Genomic DNA, 17168 nt, shown 5'->3' with positions numbered 1-17168 from the left:
GCCAACTCAGGCCATATTCCCTTGATCGGCGCAGGTGTTTGCCGGCCACCCAAAGAAGCAGGATTCGCATCTGATCGACCGCCGAGACCGGCCTCCAAATCATGATCGATTTCTCCCGCTCGACGCCGGTTCTGGTGGTCCGCTGCTTGAGGACTGCCCGGACGGTCTCCCGATGGTTGCATTGCCAGACAATTTCGTCGAGGTAACGCTGGTGGTGAGGTAACATCGGTGCACCTCCAGTGTTGGTCCCCATGATCTCGACGGCTCTGATTTTCATTTCTTACTCATCAATATCGATGCGGATCTTGCGCCAGACACGTCGTTTGGGGCCGCCATGCTTGCGCGCCTTCCCTTTCGACCTTGATGCCAGTGTTGTCGATGAAAAAGTGCCGCGATGCGCTAGCGTCCCAAGGCTCGCTGCGAACTTCGTCCGCATGTGACGATAGCCAAAGTTACACTTACGGGAGGCTCGCCACCTGTTGAGGTCCGATGACACGCAACGTCTGGTCGAAGGCGATGCCAACTGGCGTTAGGCACAATTTGTCATCGACGAGGTTTATCTTAGGTGACTGCCACCCCATGGATACGGATTCGCAGCGAACCACGCTTGTCGTTCGACAAACTGAAGATCGTTAATCATGGCAATCGCCTCGCGCGCGACGGCCGCATTTTCTTTGAAGGTCACGCGCTGGGGGCTGCGCCAATCGACGTTTGCAAATTCGGTGACCCAAATCGGGCGGCGATATTCGTTATAGTCCGAAATGAGCCAATTTCGGAACTCGCTCACATTCCCATTGGTGGAATAATAATGAACGGCTATGAAATCGACGCGAAGGCCACGGGCCTGCACCTGATTCATGAACTGCCTTTGCCAGGAATTAGCGCCGAGCGTCCCGTCCTGGGTTGTCACCGGGCTGCTCAGCCGCAGACCCCGCGCCTCGAGCGCAGGCCAACCCTCCGACCGCCCTCAGCGCATTCCTCCTAACGGCGTAATGGGACCCAATGCACATCGGAGCCAAGGCAGAGGTATAGCCCGCCTGAAAGATGCCGTGAAAGGCCGCTCCAGTATGCAGACGGGTCCGGGCAGCCCAGCTCTGCTTGGCGTTGCTGGAGCAAATGCTGGGTGCACTGAAGCATCCGACGCGCTGCGGTTGCCGTCCGCACCTTTGCATTCGGCTTCGCGATCTCCGCCCCCGGACCCCGGCGGCGCTGCAGCGCCGCACAGGTGGCGCTCCGCCCTCCCGAACCCGCCAGGGTCCCTCCGCCGGACCAAAGAGCGCTCCGCCCCTCTGGACACCCAAGGCAGGGTCGTCGTTCGCCACTCCCCCCTGACCTCGGAACGAAGTGCTGCAAATGTCCGCTTAGTGCCGCGCGCGCCATCGCGACCATGGATGGGTGGATTTGTGATCAGGCTGCTTTCAAAATGACGGATACCGCGCGCCTCGATCAGTCCCGCTGCCGGTTCTGGCAGCCCATCCAGTTGTTCGTGACGGCCGGACAGGTCAGCGACTATGATGGAGCCAGGGCGTTACTGAGCAGCCTTCCGACCGCTGACTGGCTTCTAGGCAATCGAGGATACGATGCGGACTGGTGCCGCGAGGCCCTTATCGACAAGACGATAACGCCCTGCATTCCGGGTCGAAAGTCACGAGAGAGACCCGTCAAATACGACAAGCGCCGCCATCGAAAGCGCAAGGGGATCGAGATCATGGTCGACCGCCTAAAAGACTGGCGGCGCGTTGCCACACGCTATGACAAAAGTCCCCCGGTCTTCCTCTCAGCGATAGCTCTCGCCGCAACCGTCATCTTTTGGATATGAGTCTTGAACCTCAATAATTAAGGATCAAGATTCACCAATGACTCCATTCCGGTTTCAACACGCTATCAGATCTAACAGCGGCGCACTCTGAACTTTAACGGCGGCACGCATTTCCGAAGCAGTCAGGCTGTCGCTCCTGATAAAGGATAAGAAGTTCATGTTGATATTATTGAAAAGAAGCGCCCCGATTGGGTCTGATTCGACGTCTTGCCGAATGTGCCCGTCTGCCTGCATCCGGCGTATGAAATCGCAGACCTGATCCGACAGGCGTTCGTCCAAGGCCACATACCTGCGGCAGAATTCGGACTGCGGGTTCAGCATCGTCTGCGACACGGCCACGCGCCACATTTGACGCGAGGTGCTGGTAAAAGAATAGGTCCAATAGACGCGGCTAAGCGCATCGAACCCTGTCGCCGCATCCGGATAGGACTGGGCAATGCACCGTTCCGCCTGCGCGAGCACCTTTTCGGTTTCCTCGGTGACGCTGCTGAGCAAAATATCGGCCTTGGATCCAAAGTAGTTGTAGAATGTCGCGACCGACAACTCTGCCGCTGCAGCGACATCCTCGATCCGCGTCTCTTCATATCCTGTCTCTTGAAACATCCGGCAGGCCTCTGCGATGATCCTGCGGCTGGTTGCTTCTTTTTTACGCGCCCGAAGTCCGACCATGATGTGCCGCTCTGATTTTCTATAGTGACTACAATTATTGATTGACTTCAATTTAGGTCCAACACAACGATGATTGCAACAACAAGCGACACCCATGGGAGAGTGAAGATGAGAGAGACCGACACACACGCAATGGCCGCTTCTGGTGTGATGCTGCTTCTGGCCGGGGCTGCGCATGCCGAGGGCGAGATCAACGCGCTGGTCTGGTGCGATCACACCGACCCCGCGCTGCTGGAACCGTTCGAGCAGGCGCATGACGTGAAGGTCAATGTCAAGGAATACGAAGGCACCGCTGCCGGTCTGGCGATCCTCGACCAGTCGCGCCCTGGCGATTGGGATGTGATGGTTATCGACACGGTCGACGTCGGCCGCGCCGTGGATCAAGGTCTGCTGGCCGCCCTCCCCGATGACATGGCGACCGAAAGCTTCTTTCCTGATCTGGTGATGGCCGACAGCAACGGCCGCGACGGCACGATCTATGCGGTGACCGAAAAGTTCGGCTACAACACCATCGCCTACGACAAGACCAAGGTCGATCCGGCCGACATGGCCGACATGGGCACACTGTGGTCCGACAAATACGCCGGCCGCATCGCAGTCTATGATTATTACCTGCCCGTGTTGGGCCTGATTGGCCTCGAACAAGGCATCGCAACCGCGGACCTGACCGCCGACAGCGTCGAAAGCCTGCGTGACCGTGCCTACGCGCTCAAGGCGAACGCCAAACTTGTCGGCGATGTCGTGGCGAGCCAGACCGCGCTTGCGACAGGAGAGGTCGATATCCTGGTCGGCGGCGGCGAGTGGGTGACGGCAGCGCTGGCCGCCGAGAACCCCGCGCTGGACTGGACGGTTCCGTCGCAAGGGGCATTGCGCTGGTCCCAATCGATCGCGGTGCTGGAGGATTCTCAGAACAAGGACATGGCGACGGAGTTCGTCAAATATATCGTCAGCCCCGAAGGACAGGCGCGTCTAGCGACATCATCCTGCTATTGGGGCATGCCAGCGAACCGGGCCGCGGGCGACGAACTGACCGACGACCAGAAGACCGCGCTGCGCTGGGACAATCAGGACGATTATCTTGCCAAATCCCAGCTGTATCCGGTCCCTGACGCCGACCTTGATCTTGCAATGCAGGATCTGTGGACTGACATGCTGCAGCAGTAACCCCTGTTTAACGGGCCTTGGCGGCTGACCGCCAAGGCGACCTGCCCCCGGACCGGACCCTCCGCATGACCAGCATCGCAAGCGCAGAACGGCGCACGGCCTTTATCTTCGTCGCCCCTGCCCTGCTGTGGACGCTGGCCTTTTTTATCGTGCCATTTGCCGCGATGGTCTTGCTGAGCCTTGCACATCTGGAGGGGCGCGAGATCGTGCAGGCCTATGATCTGGGCAACTACGTCAAGATCTTCACCGACGCCTCTCTGCTCAAGGGCGTCTTCGTCTCGCTCGAGATCACGGCGACCGTGACGGTGATTTCCGTCATGCTGGCATGGCCGCTGGCATGGATCATCGCGACGCAGGTGCCGCCGCGCTGGCAACGTCTCGCCATCATGTTAGCGGTTCTGCCTTTCTGGACGTCCTACGTCGTGCGGTCCTACGCTTGGGCGCTGGTGCTTGGGCAGAACGGCGTGCTGATGCAAGGCCTGATCGGCCTTGGCCTGCTGGATGCGCCCATTCAGATCATGGCGACGCGGACCGCTACGGTGATCGGCTTCGTGCATTTCTTCGTCATGCTGCTGACCCTGACGATCTATGCCAACCTGATCCAGTTGTCCCCGAATTATGCCCGCGCCGCCGCCGATCTGGGCGCTAGCGGCTGGCAAACCCTGCGGTTGGTCATCCTGCCGCTGACCCTGCCCGGCATCATGACCGGGGCCTTCCTGACCTTCGTGCTGTGCATCGGCGACTATATCACGCCGCAAATTCTGGGCGGCAACAACGAGTTGTCGATGCCGCAGCTGATCATGCTGCAACTGGGGCGGCGGGGCGATTTTCCGATGGCCTCTGCCCTGTCGGTTGTGCTGATGGCGCTGGTGACGCTGGCCTACGCCGCCACCGCCCGTTGGCTCAAGATGGACAGGGTCTGATGCGCATCCTCTCATGGGCCTACCTTGTGGCGATCTTCGCCTTCATCTTTCTGCCCGTCGTCGTGCTGGTGCTGTTTTCCTTTCAGGCAGGCCGCCTGCCCGTGCCGCCCTTCGACGGCCCCTCGCTGAAGTGGTATGCAGAGGTGCTGGGCGACGGCGACCTGATGGCGGCGCTGCGCAACTCGTTCTTCGTGGCACTGGTGTCGTCCACGATCGCGCTGACCCTGGGGTTTCTGGCGGCTCAGGGCCTTGCCCGTGTCCGCCTTCCAGGATCGGTCGTCATGCGTGGCCTGCTGATCGCGCCGATGACCGTCAGCTATCTGATCATCGCGCTGGGGTTGCTTAGCCTGTTCAACCATTTGGGTGTGCGCCCGTCACTCTGGGCCACGGGGATCGGTCACGTCGTTATCAACCTGCCCCTGTGCTTTGCCATCCTTTTTGCGGCCATGGGCGATCATCAGAAGAACGCCGAACGCGCCGCCCGCGATCTGGGCGCGTCTGAGTTGAAGGTCGTCACGCTGATCACCGCGCCCATGCTGAAGCCCGCCCTGCTGGCCGCATTCTTCTTGTCCGTCACGTTCAGCTGGGACGAGTTCATCATCGCCTTCCTGCTGACCCGCTTCGACGTGACCTTGCCAGTCGAGATCTGGTCGATGCTCCGCTCCGGTCTGTCGCCCGCAACCAATGCCATCGGGTCGCTGGTCTTCCTCGTGTCCATCGCGATCCTGATCGTCCTTGAACTGACCATTTTCCGAAAGTCGAAATCATGACCGCCGACGTCGCCCTGTCCGCCATTAGCCAGACCTTCGGCACCTTCCGGGCGCTGAACCGGATCGACCTGTCCTTTGGTGCCGGCGAATTCGTTGTGTTGCTCGGCCCGTCGGGCTGTGGCAAGTCCACGCTGCTGTTCATCCTTGGCGGCTTCCTGACGCCCACCGAGGGCACGGTCATGATCGGCGGCCGCGACATGGACGGCGTTGCACCCAAAAACCGCCCGACCACAACGATGTTTCAGGACTACGCCCTCTTCCCCCACATGACCCTGCGCGACAACGTGGGCTTCGGCCTGCGGATGAAGGGGATGGGGCGCGGCGCCCGCAATGCCAAGGCGGACGATATGCTCGACCTCGTCGGTCTGCGCGACAAGGCAGGTGCCAAGCCCCACGAACTCTCCGGCGGGCAGCGACAACGCGTCGCCCTCGCCCGTGCGCTGGCTGTCGATCCCGATGTGCTGCTGTTGGACGAACCGCTCGGCGCGCTCGACCTCAAGCTGCGGCGCCAGATGCAGGACGAGCTGAAGGCGATCCAGCGCAAGGTCGGCACGACCTTCGTTCATGTCACTCACGATCAGGAGGAAGCGATGGCCATCGCAGACCGCATCGTCGTGATGAACCATGGCCGGGTGGAGGATTTCGGCACGCCGGAGGAGATTTATCTGCACCCCAAGACGCTGTTCACTGCGAACTTCATGGGCGACATGAACCGCATCCCCGCCGGTCTGGTCGCCACCGACGCTGGCGCGATCCATGGTGTGCGTCCGGAAAACGTCGGCCTTTCCGGGGAGGTCGCACTTGGCCACGCGCAGCTTGAGAGCACCGCGTTCTTCGGCACCTATCACCGCTGCCACTTTCGCAGCGACGACAACGCCCATACGCCCTACATCGCCCATCTGCCGCCGGGGGACCTGCCCGCCGTGGATGACACGGTACCCCTGTTCGCGTCCCGCGTCGTCACCCTGAAGGAATCCGCATGATCCATGCCCAGCCAAGCGACTGGTACCGCGTCCGCACACTTTCGGACGGGGTCACATGGATCGACGAGCCGCACATCAAGGAGTTCTTTCGCTGCAACGTCTGGCATGTCCGCGGCCGCGACCGGGACATGCTGGTCGACAGCGGCATGGGCGTGCTGAGCTTGCGCGAATGGGTGCCGCTTGTGACCGAACGGCCCCTTGATGCCGTCGCGAGTCACACGCATTTCGACCACGTCGGCACGCACCACGAATTTCCCTGCCGCCTGTGCCACGCCGCAGAGGCCAACATTCTGGCCAACCCCACCCGCGCCAACACCTACGCCGACGCCTACGTCACGGACGAGATATTCACAACGCTGCCGCCGGCACCCTATCAATCGGCGACCTACACCGTAAAATCGGCCCCCGCGACGCGGATCCTGCAGGACCACGACATTATCGATCTAGGCGACCGCAGTTTCGAGGTGATCCATACGCCCGGCCACAGCCCGGGCGGCATCGCCCTGTGGGAACAGGCGACGGGGCTGCTGATCTCGGGCGACATCGTCTATGACGGCCCCTTGATCGAAAGCGGCGACCCGCAGGACCAAGCGAATTACGTCGCCAGCATGAAACGTCTGCTGGACCTGCCTGTGCAGACCGTTCACGGCGGGCACTTTCCGTCCTACGGCGGCGACCGCCATCGCCAGCTGATCACCGACTGGCTGCGCGACAAGGGCGCCTGACCTTCCTCAATAGACCAGAACCGCAATGTGACCGACTTCGACTCGTCGCTTGGCGGCAACACGATGCCCCGCCTTGGCGACCCCGCCAGGATGGTGCGCCTGCCTGCATAGGACAACGCCGACGGGCTGGACGCCTGCTATGTCGGCATGCCGACCGATGCGATAGCTTGCCTCGGCCCCCAGTATCGTTCCGATGGCCACGAACCAGATCATGTCGCCGATGTGATAAAGCCCTTGTGCCGCCAACGCGCCGCCCAGCACGACCGCGACGGTTCCGGGCGTAAAGACAGAAGTCAGAAACACTGCCGCGAAGAAGGCCATCAGCCCAATGACCCAATAGCCTCAGACGCCCATCGCGACGATGGTCGGCAAAATGCGGGTCATCGCGACACCATCCGCGACAGTCGGGATTGGTCTGTCCGGGTGCCCATCAGCTAAAGGATACCGGTTAAAAAGCGGTCAATTCGGCTGCCCGGCCGATACAGCGCAGTGACGGCGGCGGCGGCCAGCAGGCCGGTCACAGCACCGCCAAGCACGTCCCCGACATAGTGAATACCAATGTAGACCCGTGAAAAAGCCACGACCACAGCGGCCAGCGTAAACCAGACCGCCTGACGTCGGATCACGCTGAACGCGAATGTTGCGGCAATCGCAAAGGCGGCGGTGGCATGATCCGATGGGAACGACGGGTCAGCGCTGGGGGGCACCAGCAACGTCGTGACGCCTGCCACATAGGGCCGCATCCGATCCACGCCCAGCAACACCAGCTGATTGAACCCCAAGGCGAGGATAAAGGCGAGCCCCGCCGCGACCAGCACATGCCGCTTGGCCCGGCGGTCGGCACCGGACCACCACTGACCTGCGACGGCAAGCACAAGCAAGGGCACGCCCCACTGGGAAATGCCGATCATAAAGGCATCCACTACGCCCTGTCCGGAAAGGGCGTTGATCGTCTGCGTGACTGCCACGTCAAGATCATACAACGCCGTCATTTATTGGCCTCCATTGGCATCAAACACACGCTGCGCATAATCCGCCAGCGCCGCTTCACATTGCGTCAATGCCTCACGCGCCGTGCCGGCAAGCGGCGCATGGTAGAAGTCGAGAACCGAGATACGCCCCAGCCAAGCCTGCAATTTCTTTAGCTCGCTGTCCTCTTCTTCAAGTTCTGCGAAGGTGAACTTTTCTTTGGCAATCTCGCGCGCAATCTCGGCCGTAAAGGCATCGCATTTGCCCAGAAACTCTTGATAATGCGAATCCCGGTCTGCCTTGAACCGCGCAGTGACCTTGTCTTCTTGGGTCTTGTCGAGCGAGGTCGTGACCAAAAGAAAAGCCTCGCCCCCCATCTCGGTGGCATCGTTTTCAAGCATCTTCAGCTGGCGCATGTGTTCATCGGTCCGGGGCAGCAAACAGACGCCATTTTGCAGATAGACCGCCCCCATCGCCTTAAGTCGCCGCCAGAATGCTACGCGCTTCGCGGCGGGTTCGGACGGGACCTTATAGGTCATCAAAATCCAGGTTATGTGTTCCATCGTTGCGTGTTAATGTTGCGGCTGTAACAAGTCAATGAAGCCAGCCATCCTCCCGACCGCGCCGATCATCTCGCTGAACTTGTCGGAAAGGCGTCTTGGCTCAACTTTCACTCTGCGAGAGGCTGAAATGGCTATCGTGCCCGTGAGAACCGTGAGACCGGGAGCCGCCAGAGCTTTTTGATCGAAGATTTCAGTGACAGGTGAATGTGGTGGGTTGGATTGATGGCATCAAACGATGGGCGCGATAGCTGAAACGCGAAATCTTCGCGGTCTGGATCACTGCGCGTGACCCCAGAACCCCGGTCGCTGCCAAGGTGGTGGGTGGGATCATTACGGCTTATGCCATTAGCCCGATCGACTTGATACCGGATTTCATTCCCGTCCTTGGATATCTGGATGACCTGCTGATCGTGCCACTTGGTCTTATGCTCGCCGTGCGACTTATCCCAGATGCGTTGATGATCGAGTTTCGGGAACGCGCCGACATTATGTCTGAACGGCCGCGAAGCATCCTCGCCGCGGTCGTCATCGTTGCCATCTGGATTCTTGCAGGTATCGGGGCCGGCTTGCAATTCTTGAACCGATAATCCGCGCAGTGCGGAACGGTCGTGTTTCGACAAATTCTTTGGTGACAGGACGCGCATGGCCGGAATTTGAGGTCTCGTGCCCGCGATGATGCTTGGAGAATCGTAGTGCACTTGCTCCGCTGGCGTGGCCGACGATTTGAACGTTGATCCGCCGGGTGTGAATGCAGGCCACTTCCGCAGAACAAGAAAGGCGGTGTCATGACCGTGGCAAGTGCCGCGTGCCACGGCGTGCATGGGATCGCGGCACTCCGAAAATGACGACGGGCTCACGGATCACGAACGCCGCTGTTTGTGGCCATGAGATATCTGGATCGTCACATAAGATCAGACAGACCCAACCGAAAGGGTCACGTCAACCGCATGCAACCTCTGGCGAGGCAAGTTGTTTATGGCTGCGATGTGCGGAAAAATCGCCCTCATGAGTAAGGTCAGGCCAAATGCAAGAGGCCTTGGCGGATGAGCAAGGTTGGGCATAGCGAAATTTGGAAAACAACATCAATTTTGTCGTTATGTCCGCGAGCCGGACCTAGGTGCCGACTGCAGCGAACGGCAGGAAGGAGCCCTTTGTTACTGAGCGAGCCATACGTAGGCCACGTAAGCGACCAGGACGACGACGCCGATGACCCTGCCGATGACCGGACGCGTCAAAAGCAATGCCGTCAGTGCCAATGATGCTGCAATCATGATCGGCAGGTCGAAGGTCATGAACCTGCCGGCAACGGGCACAGGCTTGATCAAGGCCGTGACGCCCAGAATGCCCAGCACGTTGAAGATGTTGGACCCGACGATGTTGCCGATTGCGATTTCCGACTGGCGCCTGAAAGCCGCAATGATGGATGTGGCCAGTTCGGGCAGTGATGTGCCCACCGCGACGATCGTCAGGCCGATGAACGCTTCGGACACGCCAAAGCCGCGGGCGATGGACACCGATCCATCGACCAGAAAACGTGCGCCAAACATCAAGACGACCAGACCACCAAGGACCCAGAGCGCAGAGACAAGCACGGAGGACGGCACAGACGTGTCAGCGTCGTCATCAGCGGCATCGCCGGGTTGCAGGTAAGCCCAAGTCAGGTAGCCCGCCAAGGCAAGCACCAGCAACCCACCCGCCAGCCGCCCGATTTCGCCGGTTGCAAAGATCGGGACCAAGACGATCGCCGCCGCGACCATGACGGCCGTATCGCGCCGGAGCGTCGCGCCAGAGACTCGGATCGGCCAGACCAGACTGGTCAGGCCGACGATCAGCAGGATGTTGGCGATATTCGATCCGACGATGTTGCCCACCGCGATGTCTGGCACACCGCGCAATGCCGCCTGAACCGAGACCAGAAGCTCTGGCGTCGAGGTCCCGAAACCTACGACCGTCAGGCCGATCAGCAGTGGCGGGATTGCCATGCGCCGGGCAATCCCGACGCTGCCGCGCACCAGCGCCTCGCCACCGAAAAACAGGCCGATCAGGCCAGCCAAAACATAGATGTAATCCAACGAAACAACCCTCGCAGGCAGTTCGTCCGCCCCTCGCCGAAATAGGCGTGACACTCGCGTGACCCAAGAGCATTTGCGAAAGATTTCTTGCCGCGACAGTAATGCACGCCCCCGATCCGCCGGGCTGCCAATTCCCGAAAAAAAGGTGTTACTCATCGGTGCACGTCATTGCGTGCCGCCCTATCTGACAGCGGAACATCATGAGAAGATGAACCCGATGCGAAAAACCTGTATCTGCATTGCCATGTCCTGTCTTGCGCTGACGGGATCTCTGGTTGGTGGTCCGGCCTTTGCCGACGATTCCACCGAAATACGACTGCCGCTTGGCTCTGTGCTCATGACGCGGACGTTTGCGAACGATGATCTGACACTCGCCACCGATGTGGACACGCTGACATTCCAAAGCGCCTATTTTCCAGAGGTCGAAGCGCTGTCGGGTAATTCCTTCCTGATCTTTCTGGCAACAGGCGAACACGCCTGCGCTGGATACTATATCTGGGGCACGCTCGACGACAGCGGACTGCGCGCAGCGCCGCAGTTCGGCAGCTGCTCTGACCGAGGCGAAGTCCTGCGCACCGCCAAAGGATTGATGCTGGTCATGCCCGGCCCGAAAGAGTCCGCTGCCGTGAGCTACTTCCTTAACAAGGATGGGACCGTCACCGAAAACAGCCAGGGCTTGGAAGCGGATGGGATCGTCGATCCGTTTTAAGGCAGTCAAAACTCTCGGATCGACCATATGTCTGCAAATTCCGGTCACCGGACCTTGCCGCTGGCGGCGGCAAACGGCAGGTTCGAGCCCAATGTGCAAAATGCTGCGTTCATTACCAATGGCGGCTTTTCCGTTTGATGAAGAAGAAGCTCTGGAATCTGGCGGAGTTATAGTCTGCGGTGCAGATGTCACAATTTTGCCGTTTCCGTCATTTATCATAATTCACAGAGACGTCTGAGGCGAAGTGCGATGGAACAGAGTATTGAAGTCCGACCAGCGAAATTTGGATTGCTGGGTTCATGCTGGGTATTGCAAGTCTCGTCGTTATTCTGATCCAAATTTCTGTGTTTTTTGAGCCGCAAGAGAAGAGTTCCAGTTCGATCATAGGCGAGATTGCTGCAGATATAAAGCAATCAGCCGCACGTGTATTGGCGGGGGAACCAGCCCCAGAGCCCACTCCGCTGCCCCAAAATTATAGTCAGTTCATCACAATTGCTGCGCTGTGTGTGGCGGCTGTCGCGGTCGTGCTTGGCGCCATTGGAATTTATCGAAACGAACCACACCTGCTTTCATATATGGCTGTTATTTTCGGCGTTTCATCATTTATGATGCAATATATGTTCTGGTTGGCGATCCTGATTTGCGGCGTGGCCTTGCTCATCAGTATTATCGGAAATCTCGACAGTATTTTCGACTAGATACACAAGCTCTTATCTATAAAACAGACCTTTGCCGTTCGAACCGCTTGCAGCGAACGCTGGTAGAAAGCCCAAACTGCATGATGCCGCAAGACCTATGTATGTCATCTGTGGATGGGCCCAGCATGGCACAGAACTCTTTTGGATCGGTGATCACGATATGAATTTGGGATTGGGCGTGCGCTTAATTAAAGTTGGACTGGGAAAACTTAGCGGCATCCAGTAGGGTTTGGTGGTCCCAGAGATTTTCTATCGCAAATGAAGGAACGGAATTTATGTTTGGTTTTCAAAGACTGACGCCTTCCGAAGTCAATTTCTGGGTGGTCGTGCCCTTGGCCGTAGGCATAACGTCAGGGCTATACATCCTCATTTTTGGAGCCCCAGACCCTGTCATTTCGAGCGAAGGTAAGCGCACTCTACAGTGGTATTTGCATTATTCAGAACAGAATTACGGTCGGTTTATGACGGCTGCTGCCCTGATGGGCGTTGGTGTTTTATGTGCGGCCCTTACCAAGCTCTTCCCCTATGGCAGCCCAGATTGACGACAGGTGGATCACGCACTCACAGCGAACCAAGCGATCATTTATCCTAGACGTTGACTTGAGAGTTTTTACTGTGTCTGAGATTTAAAGCGGACACTCGACCAATGAGGTCGGAAAGCAGCTTTGTCCGCTCAATGGAAATTAACTCCGTGAGCGGCGAAGGTCCGGTTCGAGCCCTTCTTACTGAATGCCATTCCGCAGCATTGAGCATGTGCAAAAAATCCAACCTGTCACGAAGGATTCTGATACATGTTAGTGATTACGTCAGAGCGTTTGAGTAGAAAGCGGGAACCCTCGGGAGATAGCAAATCAGTGTTCCCTAGTATTTTGGGATGTTTCGATGGTTCTGAAGACGCTGAAACAACTCTTCGCGCTGCCGCCACTCTGGCGACGAATTTTTCGTCTGATCTTCAGGTTCTCCACATCCTTGAACTCCAGAGTTGTGCGACTTCTGGCATGTCCGATTTCACTCATTTCTCTCTGTAGATGAAGCGACTGTTTGACACCGAGCCGATGACGATTTGCCCGTGCAACCGGTATCGTTGAAGCCGCAGGTTGCGCTGCGTCTCGACACGGCTGCTCAGCGGTATGCCTGCTGAAGCGATCCTCGCTTATGCCCGAAACGAAGCCGTGGATCTGATTATTGCAGGACGCCATGGGCTGGGAACGTTGCATTGCTCACTGCTCGGACGTGTCGCGCAGAAACTGATTTCCCACGCGACATGTCCCGTTTTGACCGTTCAACGATAATTGCTTCTGAGTTGGCTCTCGACTCCATGAGTTGAAGAGTGTGATTTGCGATTTTTAATAAAAGACTATTTCCCATAGGCTAATTTAGTCACAGGTCATATCGATTTCTTGTAGAGCAGCTATCGGCGATATAATTCGCCGGCGCCACCTGCGGTTGCAAAACCAATTGATTGCAATTGTGATCGACATCGAGTCCGCGAAGATCAGTTCAACGTGTCCACCATATTTTCCACCATGATATTATGGTTCAGGCGGAAGAGATTCTTCGGATCGTATTTCGCCTTGATCTGCCGCAGCCGGTCGATGTTGGAGCCATAGGCTTCGGGTATGCGACCGTCGTCGTCGGAGGGCATGAAATTCACGTAGACGCTGCCAGCCCCGTGAGTTGCCGTCTGATCATAGAGCTTGCGCGCCCAGGCAATGCACGATTCATCGCGCGACGTGTCAGTCCAGCGCGTGTGGACGTTCATGACGAAGTGCCGGTTGCGTTGGGGAAACGGTGTCGAGGCTGGATCAACACGGGTCATGGCCCCGCCAAGATGGGCGATGAAGACCTCTGACTGCGGATCGGGCAGCGTTCCGACCGCCGCCAGGATGCTGTCGATGACCTCGTCCGTCAGCTGAAGGAAGTCATTGCTCTTCCAGTAATTGCGCGCGCCGGGCGTCAGCAGCGGATCGAAGGCCTGTTGCCAGTCCGTGTAACTGTGCGGACCTATGACATCGGCAATTGGGTTGCCGAGCTCACGCAGCTGACGCAGCGCCTCCTGACCCTCCCGCATGTCGCCAGCATAGCACGCCGCAAAGATCAGGACTTCCGTGCCGTGCCACGCCTCTGGGATGAAGGGGAGTGGTGGAGCCTGCCGCATGACCGCCCAGACGGTCAACTCATTCGGCGCGATCATGCACAGGCTGCGATACGTTTGCAGCAGGTGCCGTGCATCCGCGATCGGGTGAACGATCAGGCCCGAGAGAACCTCTGGCCCGACCGGGTGCAGCGTGAACGCGAAAGACGCCACGACGCCGAAATTCCCCCCGCCGCCGCGAATGGCCCAAAACAGGTCCGCGTTCTGCGTCCTGCTGGCAATGCGCACGACGCCATCGGCGCAGACGACTTCGGCAGAAAGCAGGTTGTCGATGGTCAGGCCGTGCTTGCCAGTGAGCCAGCCAAAGCCGCCACCAAGCGTCAGACCGGCCACCCCGGTGGTCGAGTTGATGCCCAACGGCACGGCAAGACCGTAAAGCTGGGTTTCCTGATCGACATCGGACAACAGGCACCCCGCCTCGACGCGGGCGGTTGCCTTGTCCGTATCAACGTCAATATTGCGCATCTGCGACAGGTCGAGCAGCAGGGCATCGTCTGCGACGGCGTGGCCGGCGATCTGGTGACCACCACTCTTGACCGCCAGCAACAGGTCATTGTCCCGCGCAAAGTTCACGGCCAGCTGAATGTCATGGATGTCGCGCGCCTGAATGATCACGGCGGGGCGGCGATCCACCATGCCGTTCCACAAGGCGCGCGACGCGTCGTAACCGGTGTCACGTGTACCGATCAACTTGCCGCGCAACGAGGATTTAAGGTCGGTCAGTGCTGCCTCTGGGACGGCGGTCGTCCCGCCGTTCAGTGTCTTCATGGTCCGGGTCATGGCGTGCGCTCCTGCTTGAGGGATGTCGGGCCTTCAGCCTGCGCTCGCGCGATGGATGGGGCCAGTCCTGAAACTGAATCAGTGTCTTCTCGCGGGATGGGCCATTTTGTGTTAGCATTGCGCCAGGCAAAAACGCCTTTCCTATAAAGGATGCGCGCCATGACCCTCGGAAGTTACGGACAGTTCTGCCCGGTCGCGATGGCGGCCGAAACACTTTGCACACGCTGGACGATGGTCGTAGTGCGAGAGATGGTGGCAGGCTCCACCCGGTTCAACGACCTGCGGCGCGGTGTGCCGCGCATGTCGCCCAGCCTGCTGTCGCAACGCCTAAAGGAACTGGAGAGCGCCGGCATCGTCGTCCGGGCACCCGCACCTGAAGATCCTGCCGTTCAGGAATATCGCCTGACCGAGGCCGGTCAGGATTTGCAGGCCGTGGTCGAGGCATTCGGGATGTGGGGGCAGAAGTGGATTGAAACGCAGGCGACGCTCCGGAACCTCGATCCGTCTTTGCTGATGTGGGATATGCGGCGCAACCTTGACCCGCAGCCCTTGCCCGCACATCGAACCGTCGTGCGCTTCACCTACCCCGAGCTTGCGGCGGCGCGGCGCCATTGGTGGCTGGTGGTGACCCCCACGGCAGAGGTCGATCTGTGCTCCTCCGATCCGGGGTATGAAGTGGACTTGTGGGTCACGACCGATCTGCGCACCATGACCGCGATCTGGATGGGTTTGGCGAAGGTCGGTGATGTGCGCGACAAGATCCAACTCGACGGTGATCCGGGAATTGCGAGGACGATGCAAACCTGGCTGGGCCTCAGTCCCTTTTCGCGCCAACCGAAACGGGTTCATTGAACCTAAGCATCTGGCCGGAGGGGCGGTCCAGAAATCTGACTATGCGGGTTAACGCCAGCCCCTGCATGCTTGGATCAACTCGCCATACCACATCGGACAGGTGAGCATCTCTGGAAGGAGCATCGATATGCGTTCCTGCATGACATCACACCCTCACGGCCAGCCGTCCCGTCACACCGGCTGCGGCCGCAGCGCCATTTCTGGCATACCGGCACTTGCCCTGTCTTGTTTCGTGTCGGTCACCCCCGCCATGGCCCAGTCCACCGCCACGACTGACGAAATGATCGCTGAGGCGCTGACCGCAGCCCCCGCAAATATCCGGGACACTGCAACCATCTCGGATCTGTCGGGCAACATCCTGCGCGACGGCACAAGCGACTACACCTGCTTTCCGGCCCCTGACGGCGTTGCCGGGCCAATGTGCATGGACGCCGAATGGCGGCGGTGGATGGCGGCCTGGATGGGCGGCACCCCGTTCACCGCAGAACGTGTGGCCGTTGCCTACATGCTCGCCGGTGACGCGGCAGAGGGCGGTGCCAGCAACAGCGATCCCGCCGCGTCCCAACCAACGGCCGACAACGAGTGGGTCGTCGAGGGCCCCCACATGATGGTCATCGCGCCCGACCCGGCGGCGTTCGCAGGGCTTCCGACCACCATTCAGACCGACGGCCCCTATGTCATGTGGTCAGGCACACCTTACGCTCACCTCATGGTGCCCGTCGCTGCGCGGCCGGCACAGCGAGTCGTGCCAACACAGTAAGACGGAGGATGCGAATGAGCATAGCATGGCCATGCGCCCCGACGCGCCTACCCGACCGGGCACGGACTATACCATCTGCCTGCCGTCTCAATATTGATCTGAATCGATGTGACGGTCGTTGCATGTCGCTACCATCGAACGTTCTGCGGCAGTTTCGGGAGGATTGCCGCGGCAACCACCGGCAGCGCTCACGAATTCTTCAACACATTTTTTGTGGCACCATATTTTATCAATGAATTTTACCCCAATCATTTGGAGTGAGCGCTGCCGCACATCATAATATTTCTTGTTTGAATTGAAGGTCACGAACGACCATGCTGCTGCGATAATTCATTAAAAAATGAAAGGCTAAATCATAATTTCCATATTTTTAGTTATCGTCATGTCATCTCTATTTTTTCTCGAGGGACAAACGAAGCCTCTACTAACGAATACGAACGATGAGCGTTAGCATAAGGATGTATAAGTCATCAGACTGCCGGTCATCACGTTTCAAAAACTTGATAGAATTTGGGGGTAAAAATTTTACGAGACCTGTTGGATGACTTTTGGTAAAC

The 17168-nt window shown here is 58.7% G+C and carries 20 protein-coding genes and 3 pseudogenes; 12 read left to right on the top strand and 11 right to left on the bottom strand.

The genetic code is table 11. The features are described 5' to 3' along the window. Positions 1-217 precede the first annotated feature (217 nt). The 3 genes and pseudogenes from GLR48_RS07030 to GLR48_RS07020 all read right to left on the bottom strand — a co-directional run. Positions 218-389, bottom strand: a pseudogene (locus GLR48_RS07030) (IS5/IS1182 family transposase); the annotation flags it as partial. Positions 390-556: 167 nt separating this feature from the next. Then, positions 557-910 (bottom strand): glycosyl hydrolase, encoded by a 354-nt coding sequence (locus GLR48_RS07025; RefSeq protein ID WP_237060066.1) that lies wholly within the window; start codon positions 908-910, stop codon positions 557-559. A gap of 40 nt (positions 911-950) precedes the next feature. Continuing rightward, a pseudogene (locus GLR48_RS07020) lies at positions 951-1145 on the bottom strand (N-acetylglucosaminyltransferase); the annotation flags it as partial. Positions 1146-1468: 323 nt separating this feature from the next. Here GLR48_RS07020 and GLR48_RS07015 point away from each other — a divergent pair. Further along, positions 1469-1819 (top strand): annotated as a pseudogene (locus GLR48_RS07015) (transposase); the annotation flags it as partial. Between the two features lie 54 nt (positions 1820-1873). Here GLR48_RS07015 and GLR48_RS07010 read toward each other — a convergent pair. Beyond that, positions 1874-2488 carry a TetR/AcrR family transcriptional regulator gene (locus tag GLR48_RS07010; protein ID WP_237060065.1) on the bottom strand — a complete coding sequence of 205 codons (615 nt, stop codon included), beginning with the start codon at positions 2486-2488 and terminating at the stop codon, positions 1874-1876. Between the two features lie 108 nt (positions 2489-2596). On the opposite strand from GLR48_RS07010, the gene GLR48_RS07005 reads away from it, so the two are divergent. The 5 genes from GLR48_RS07005 (at position 2597) to GLR48_RS06985 (ending at position 7053) form a co-directional block, all read left to right on the top strand. After that, positions 2597-3652 (top strand): extracellular solute-binding protein, encoded by a 1056-nt coding sequence (locus GLR48_RS07005; protein ID WP_237060063.1) that lies wholly within the window; start codon positions 2597-2599, stop codon positions 3650-3652. 65 nt (positions 3653-3717) lie between these two features. Continuing rightward, positions 3718-4575 (top strand): ABC transporter permease, encoded by an 858-nt coding sequence (locus GLR48_RS07000; protein ID WP_237060061.1) that lies wholly within the window; start codon positions 3718-3720, stop codon positions 4573-4575. Further along, positions 4575-5345, top strand: coding sequence for an ABC transporter permease (locus tag GLR48_RS06995; protein WP_237060059.1), 771 nt, complete (start codon positions 4575-4577; stop codon positions 5343-5345). Before GLR48_RS07000 ends, GLR48_RS06995 begins: the two co-directional genes overlap by 1 nt. Beyond that, a complete protein-coding gene (locus GLR48_RS26045; RefSeq protein ID WP_442915769.1) occupies positions 5342-6328 on the top strand; it encodes an ABC transporter ATP-binding protein in 987 nt (328 codons plus the stop codon). The genes GLR48_RS06995 and GLR48_RS26045 overlap by 4 nt, the downstream gene beginning before the upstream one ends. Then, a complete protein-coding gene (locus GLR48_RS06985; protein ID WP_237060057.1) occupies positions 6325-7053 on the top strand; it encodes an MBL fold metallo-hydrolase in 729 nt (242 codons plus the stop codon). Before GLR48_RS26045 ends, GLR48_RS06985 begins: the two co-directional genes overlap by 4 nt. A 6-nt stretch (positions 7054-7059) precedes the next feature. On the opposite strand, the gene GLR48_RS06980 is transcribed toward GLR48_RS06985, so the two are convergent. The 5 genes from GLR48_RS06980 to GLR48_RS06960 form a co-directional block, all read right to left on the bottom strand. Further along, positions 7060-7374, bottom strand: a complete 315-nt coding sequence (locus GLR48_RS06980) for a hypothetical protein (RefSeq protein ID WP_237060055.1) — start codon at positions 7372-7374, stop codon at positions 7060-7062. 113 nt (positions 7375-7487) lie between these two features. Beyond that, positions 7488-8045, bottom strand: coding sequence for a phosphatase PAP2 family protein (locus tag GLR48_RS06975; RefSeq protein ID WP_237060053.1), 558 nt, complete (start codon positions 8043-8045; stop codon positions 7488-7490). Then, positions 8046-8561, bottom strand: a complete 516-nt coding sequence (locus GLR48_RS06970) for a Chromate resistance protein ChrB (RefSeq protein ID WP_237060051.1) — start codon at positions 8559-8561, stop codon at positions 8046-8048. It abuts the gene before it with no gap. A 155-nt stretch (positions 8562-8716) separates the two neighbouring features. Next, entirely contained in the window at positions 8717-9283 is a 567-nt protein-coding gene (locus tag GLR48_RS06965; RefSeq protein ID WP_237060049.1) for a hypothetical protein, read from the bottom strand. A gap of 456 nt (positions 9284-9739) precedes the next feature. Beyond that, positions 9740-10657, bottom strand: a complete 918-nt coding sequence (locus tag GLR48_RS06960) for a calcium/sodium antiporter (protein WP_237060047.1) — start codon at positions 10655-10657, stop codon at positions 9740-9742. A gap of 58 nt (positions 10658-10715) precedes the next feature. On the opposite strand from GLR48_RS06960, the gene GLR48_RS06955 reads away from it, so the two are divergent. The 4 genes from GLR48_RS06955 to GLR48_RS26040 all read left to right on the top strand — a co-directional run bounded on the left by GLR48_RS06955 (position 10716) and on the right by GLR48_RS26040 (position 13356). Next, complete coding sequence (locus GLR48_RS06955) at positions 10716-11366, top strand: hypothetical protein (RefSeq protein WP_237060045.1); 651 nt, start codon at positions 10716-10718, stop codon at positions 11364-11366. A gap of 299 nt (positions 11367-11665) precedes the next feature. After that, positions 11666-12064: a hypothetical protein gene (locus tag GLR48_RS06950; RefSeq protein ID WP_237060043.1), complete on the top strand. Its 399-nt coding sequence runs from the start codon at positions 11666-11668 to the stop codon at positions 12062-12064. Between the two features lie 275 nt (positions 12065-12339). Continuing rightward, a complete protein-coding gene (locus GLR48_RS06945) occupies positions 12340-12606 on the top strand; it encodes a hypothetical protein (RefSeq protein WP_237060041.1) in 267 nt (88 codons plus the stop codon). Positions 12607-13161: 555 nt separating this feature from the next. Next, positions 13162-13356 (top strand): universal stress protein, encoded by a 195-nt coding sequence (locus GLR48_RS26040; RefSeq protein ID WP_442915768.1) that lies wholly within the window; start codon positions 13162-13164, stop codon positions 13354-13356. A 203-nt stretch (positions 13357-13559) separates the two neighbouring features. On the opposite strand, the gene GLR48_RS06940 is transcribed toward GLR48_RS26040, so the two are convergent. Next, positions 13560-14999, bottom strand: coding sequence for an FAD-binding oxidoreductase (locus tag GLR48_RS06940; protein WP_237060039.1), 1440 nt, complete (start codon positions 14997-14999; stop codon positions 13560-13562). Between the two features lie 159 nt (positions 15000-15158). Here GLR48_RS06940 and GLR48_RS06935 point away from each other — a divergent pair, with 159 nt between their 5' ends. Both GLR48_RS06935 and GLR48_RS06930 read left to right on the top strand, forming a co-directional pair. Next, a complete protein-coding gene (locus GLR48_RS06935) occupies positions 15159-15851 on the top strand; it encodes a winged helix-turn-helix transcriptional regulator (RefSeq protein ID WP_237060037.1) in 693 nt (230 codons plus the stop codon). Positions 15852-15990: 139 nt separating this feature from the next. Beyond that, positions 15991-16611, top strand: coding sequence for a hypothetical protein (locus GLR48_RS06930; RefSeq protein ID WP_237060035.1), 621 nt, complete (start codon positions 15991-15993; stop codon positions 16609-16611). Between the two features lie 87 nt (positions 16612-16698). On the opposite strand, the gene GLR48_RS06925 is transcribed toward GLR48_RS06930, so the two are convergent. Then, positions 16699-16917, bottom strand: coding sequence for a hypothetical protein (locus GLR48_RS06925; RefSeq protein WP_237060027.1), 219 nt, complete (start codon positions 16915-16917; stop codon positions 16699-16701). Between the last annotated feature and the right edge of the window lie 251 nt (positions 16918-17168).

It is taken from the genome of Loktanella sp. M215, assembly GCF_021735925.1.
Taxonomy (GTDB): Bacteria; Pseudomonadota; Alphaproteobacteria; order Rhodobacterales; family Rhodobacteraceae; genus Loktanella.
This window is presented reverse-complemented; position numbering and strand designations above follow the sequence as displayed.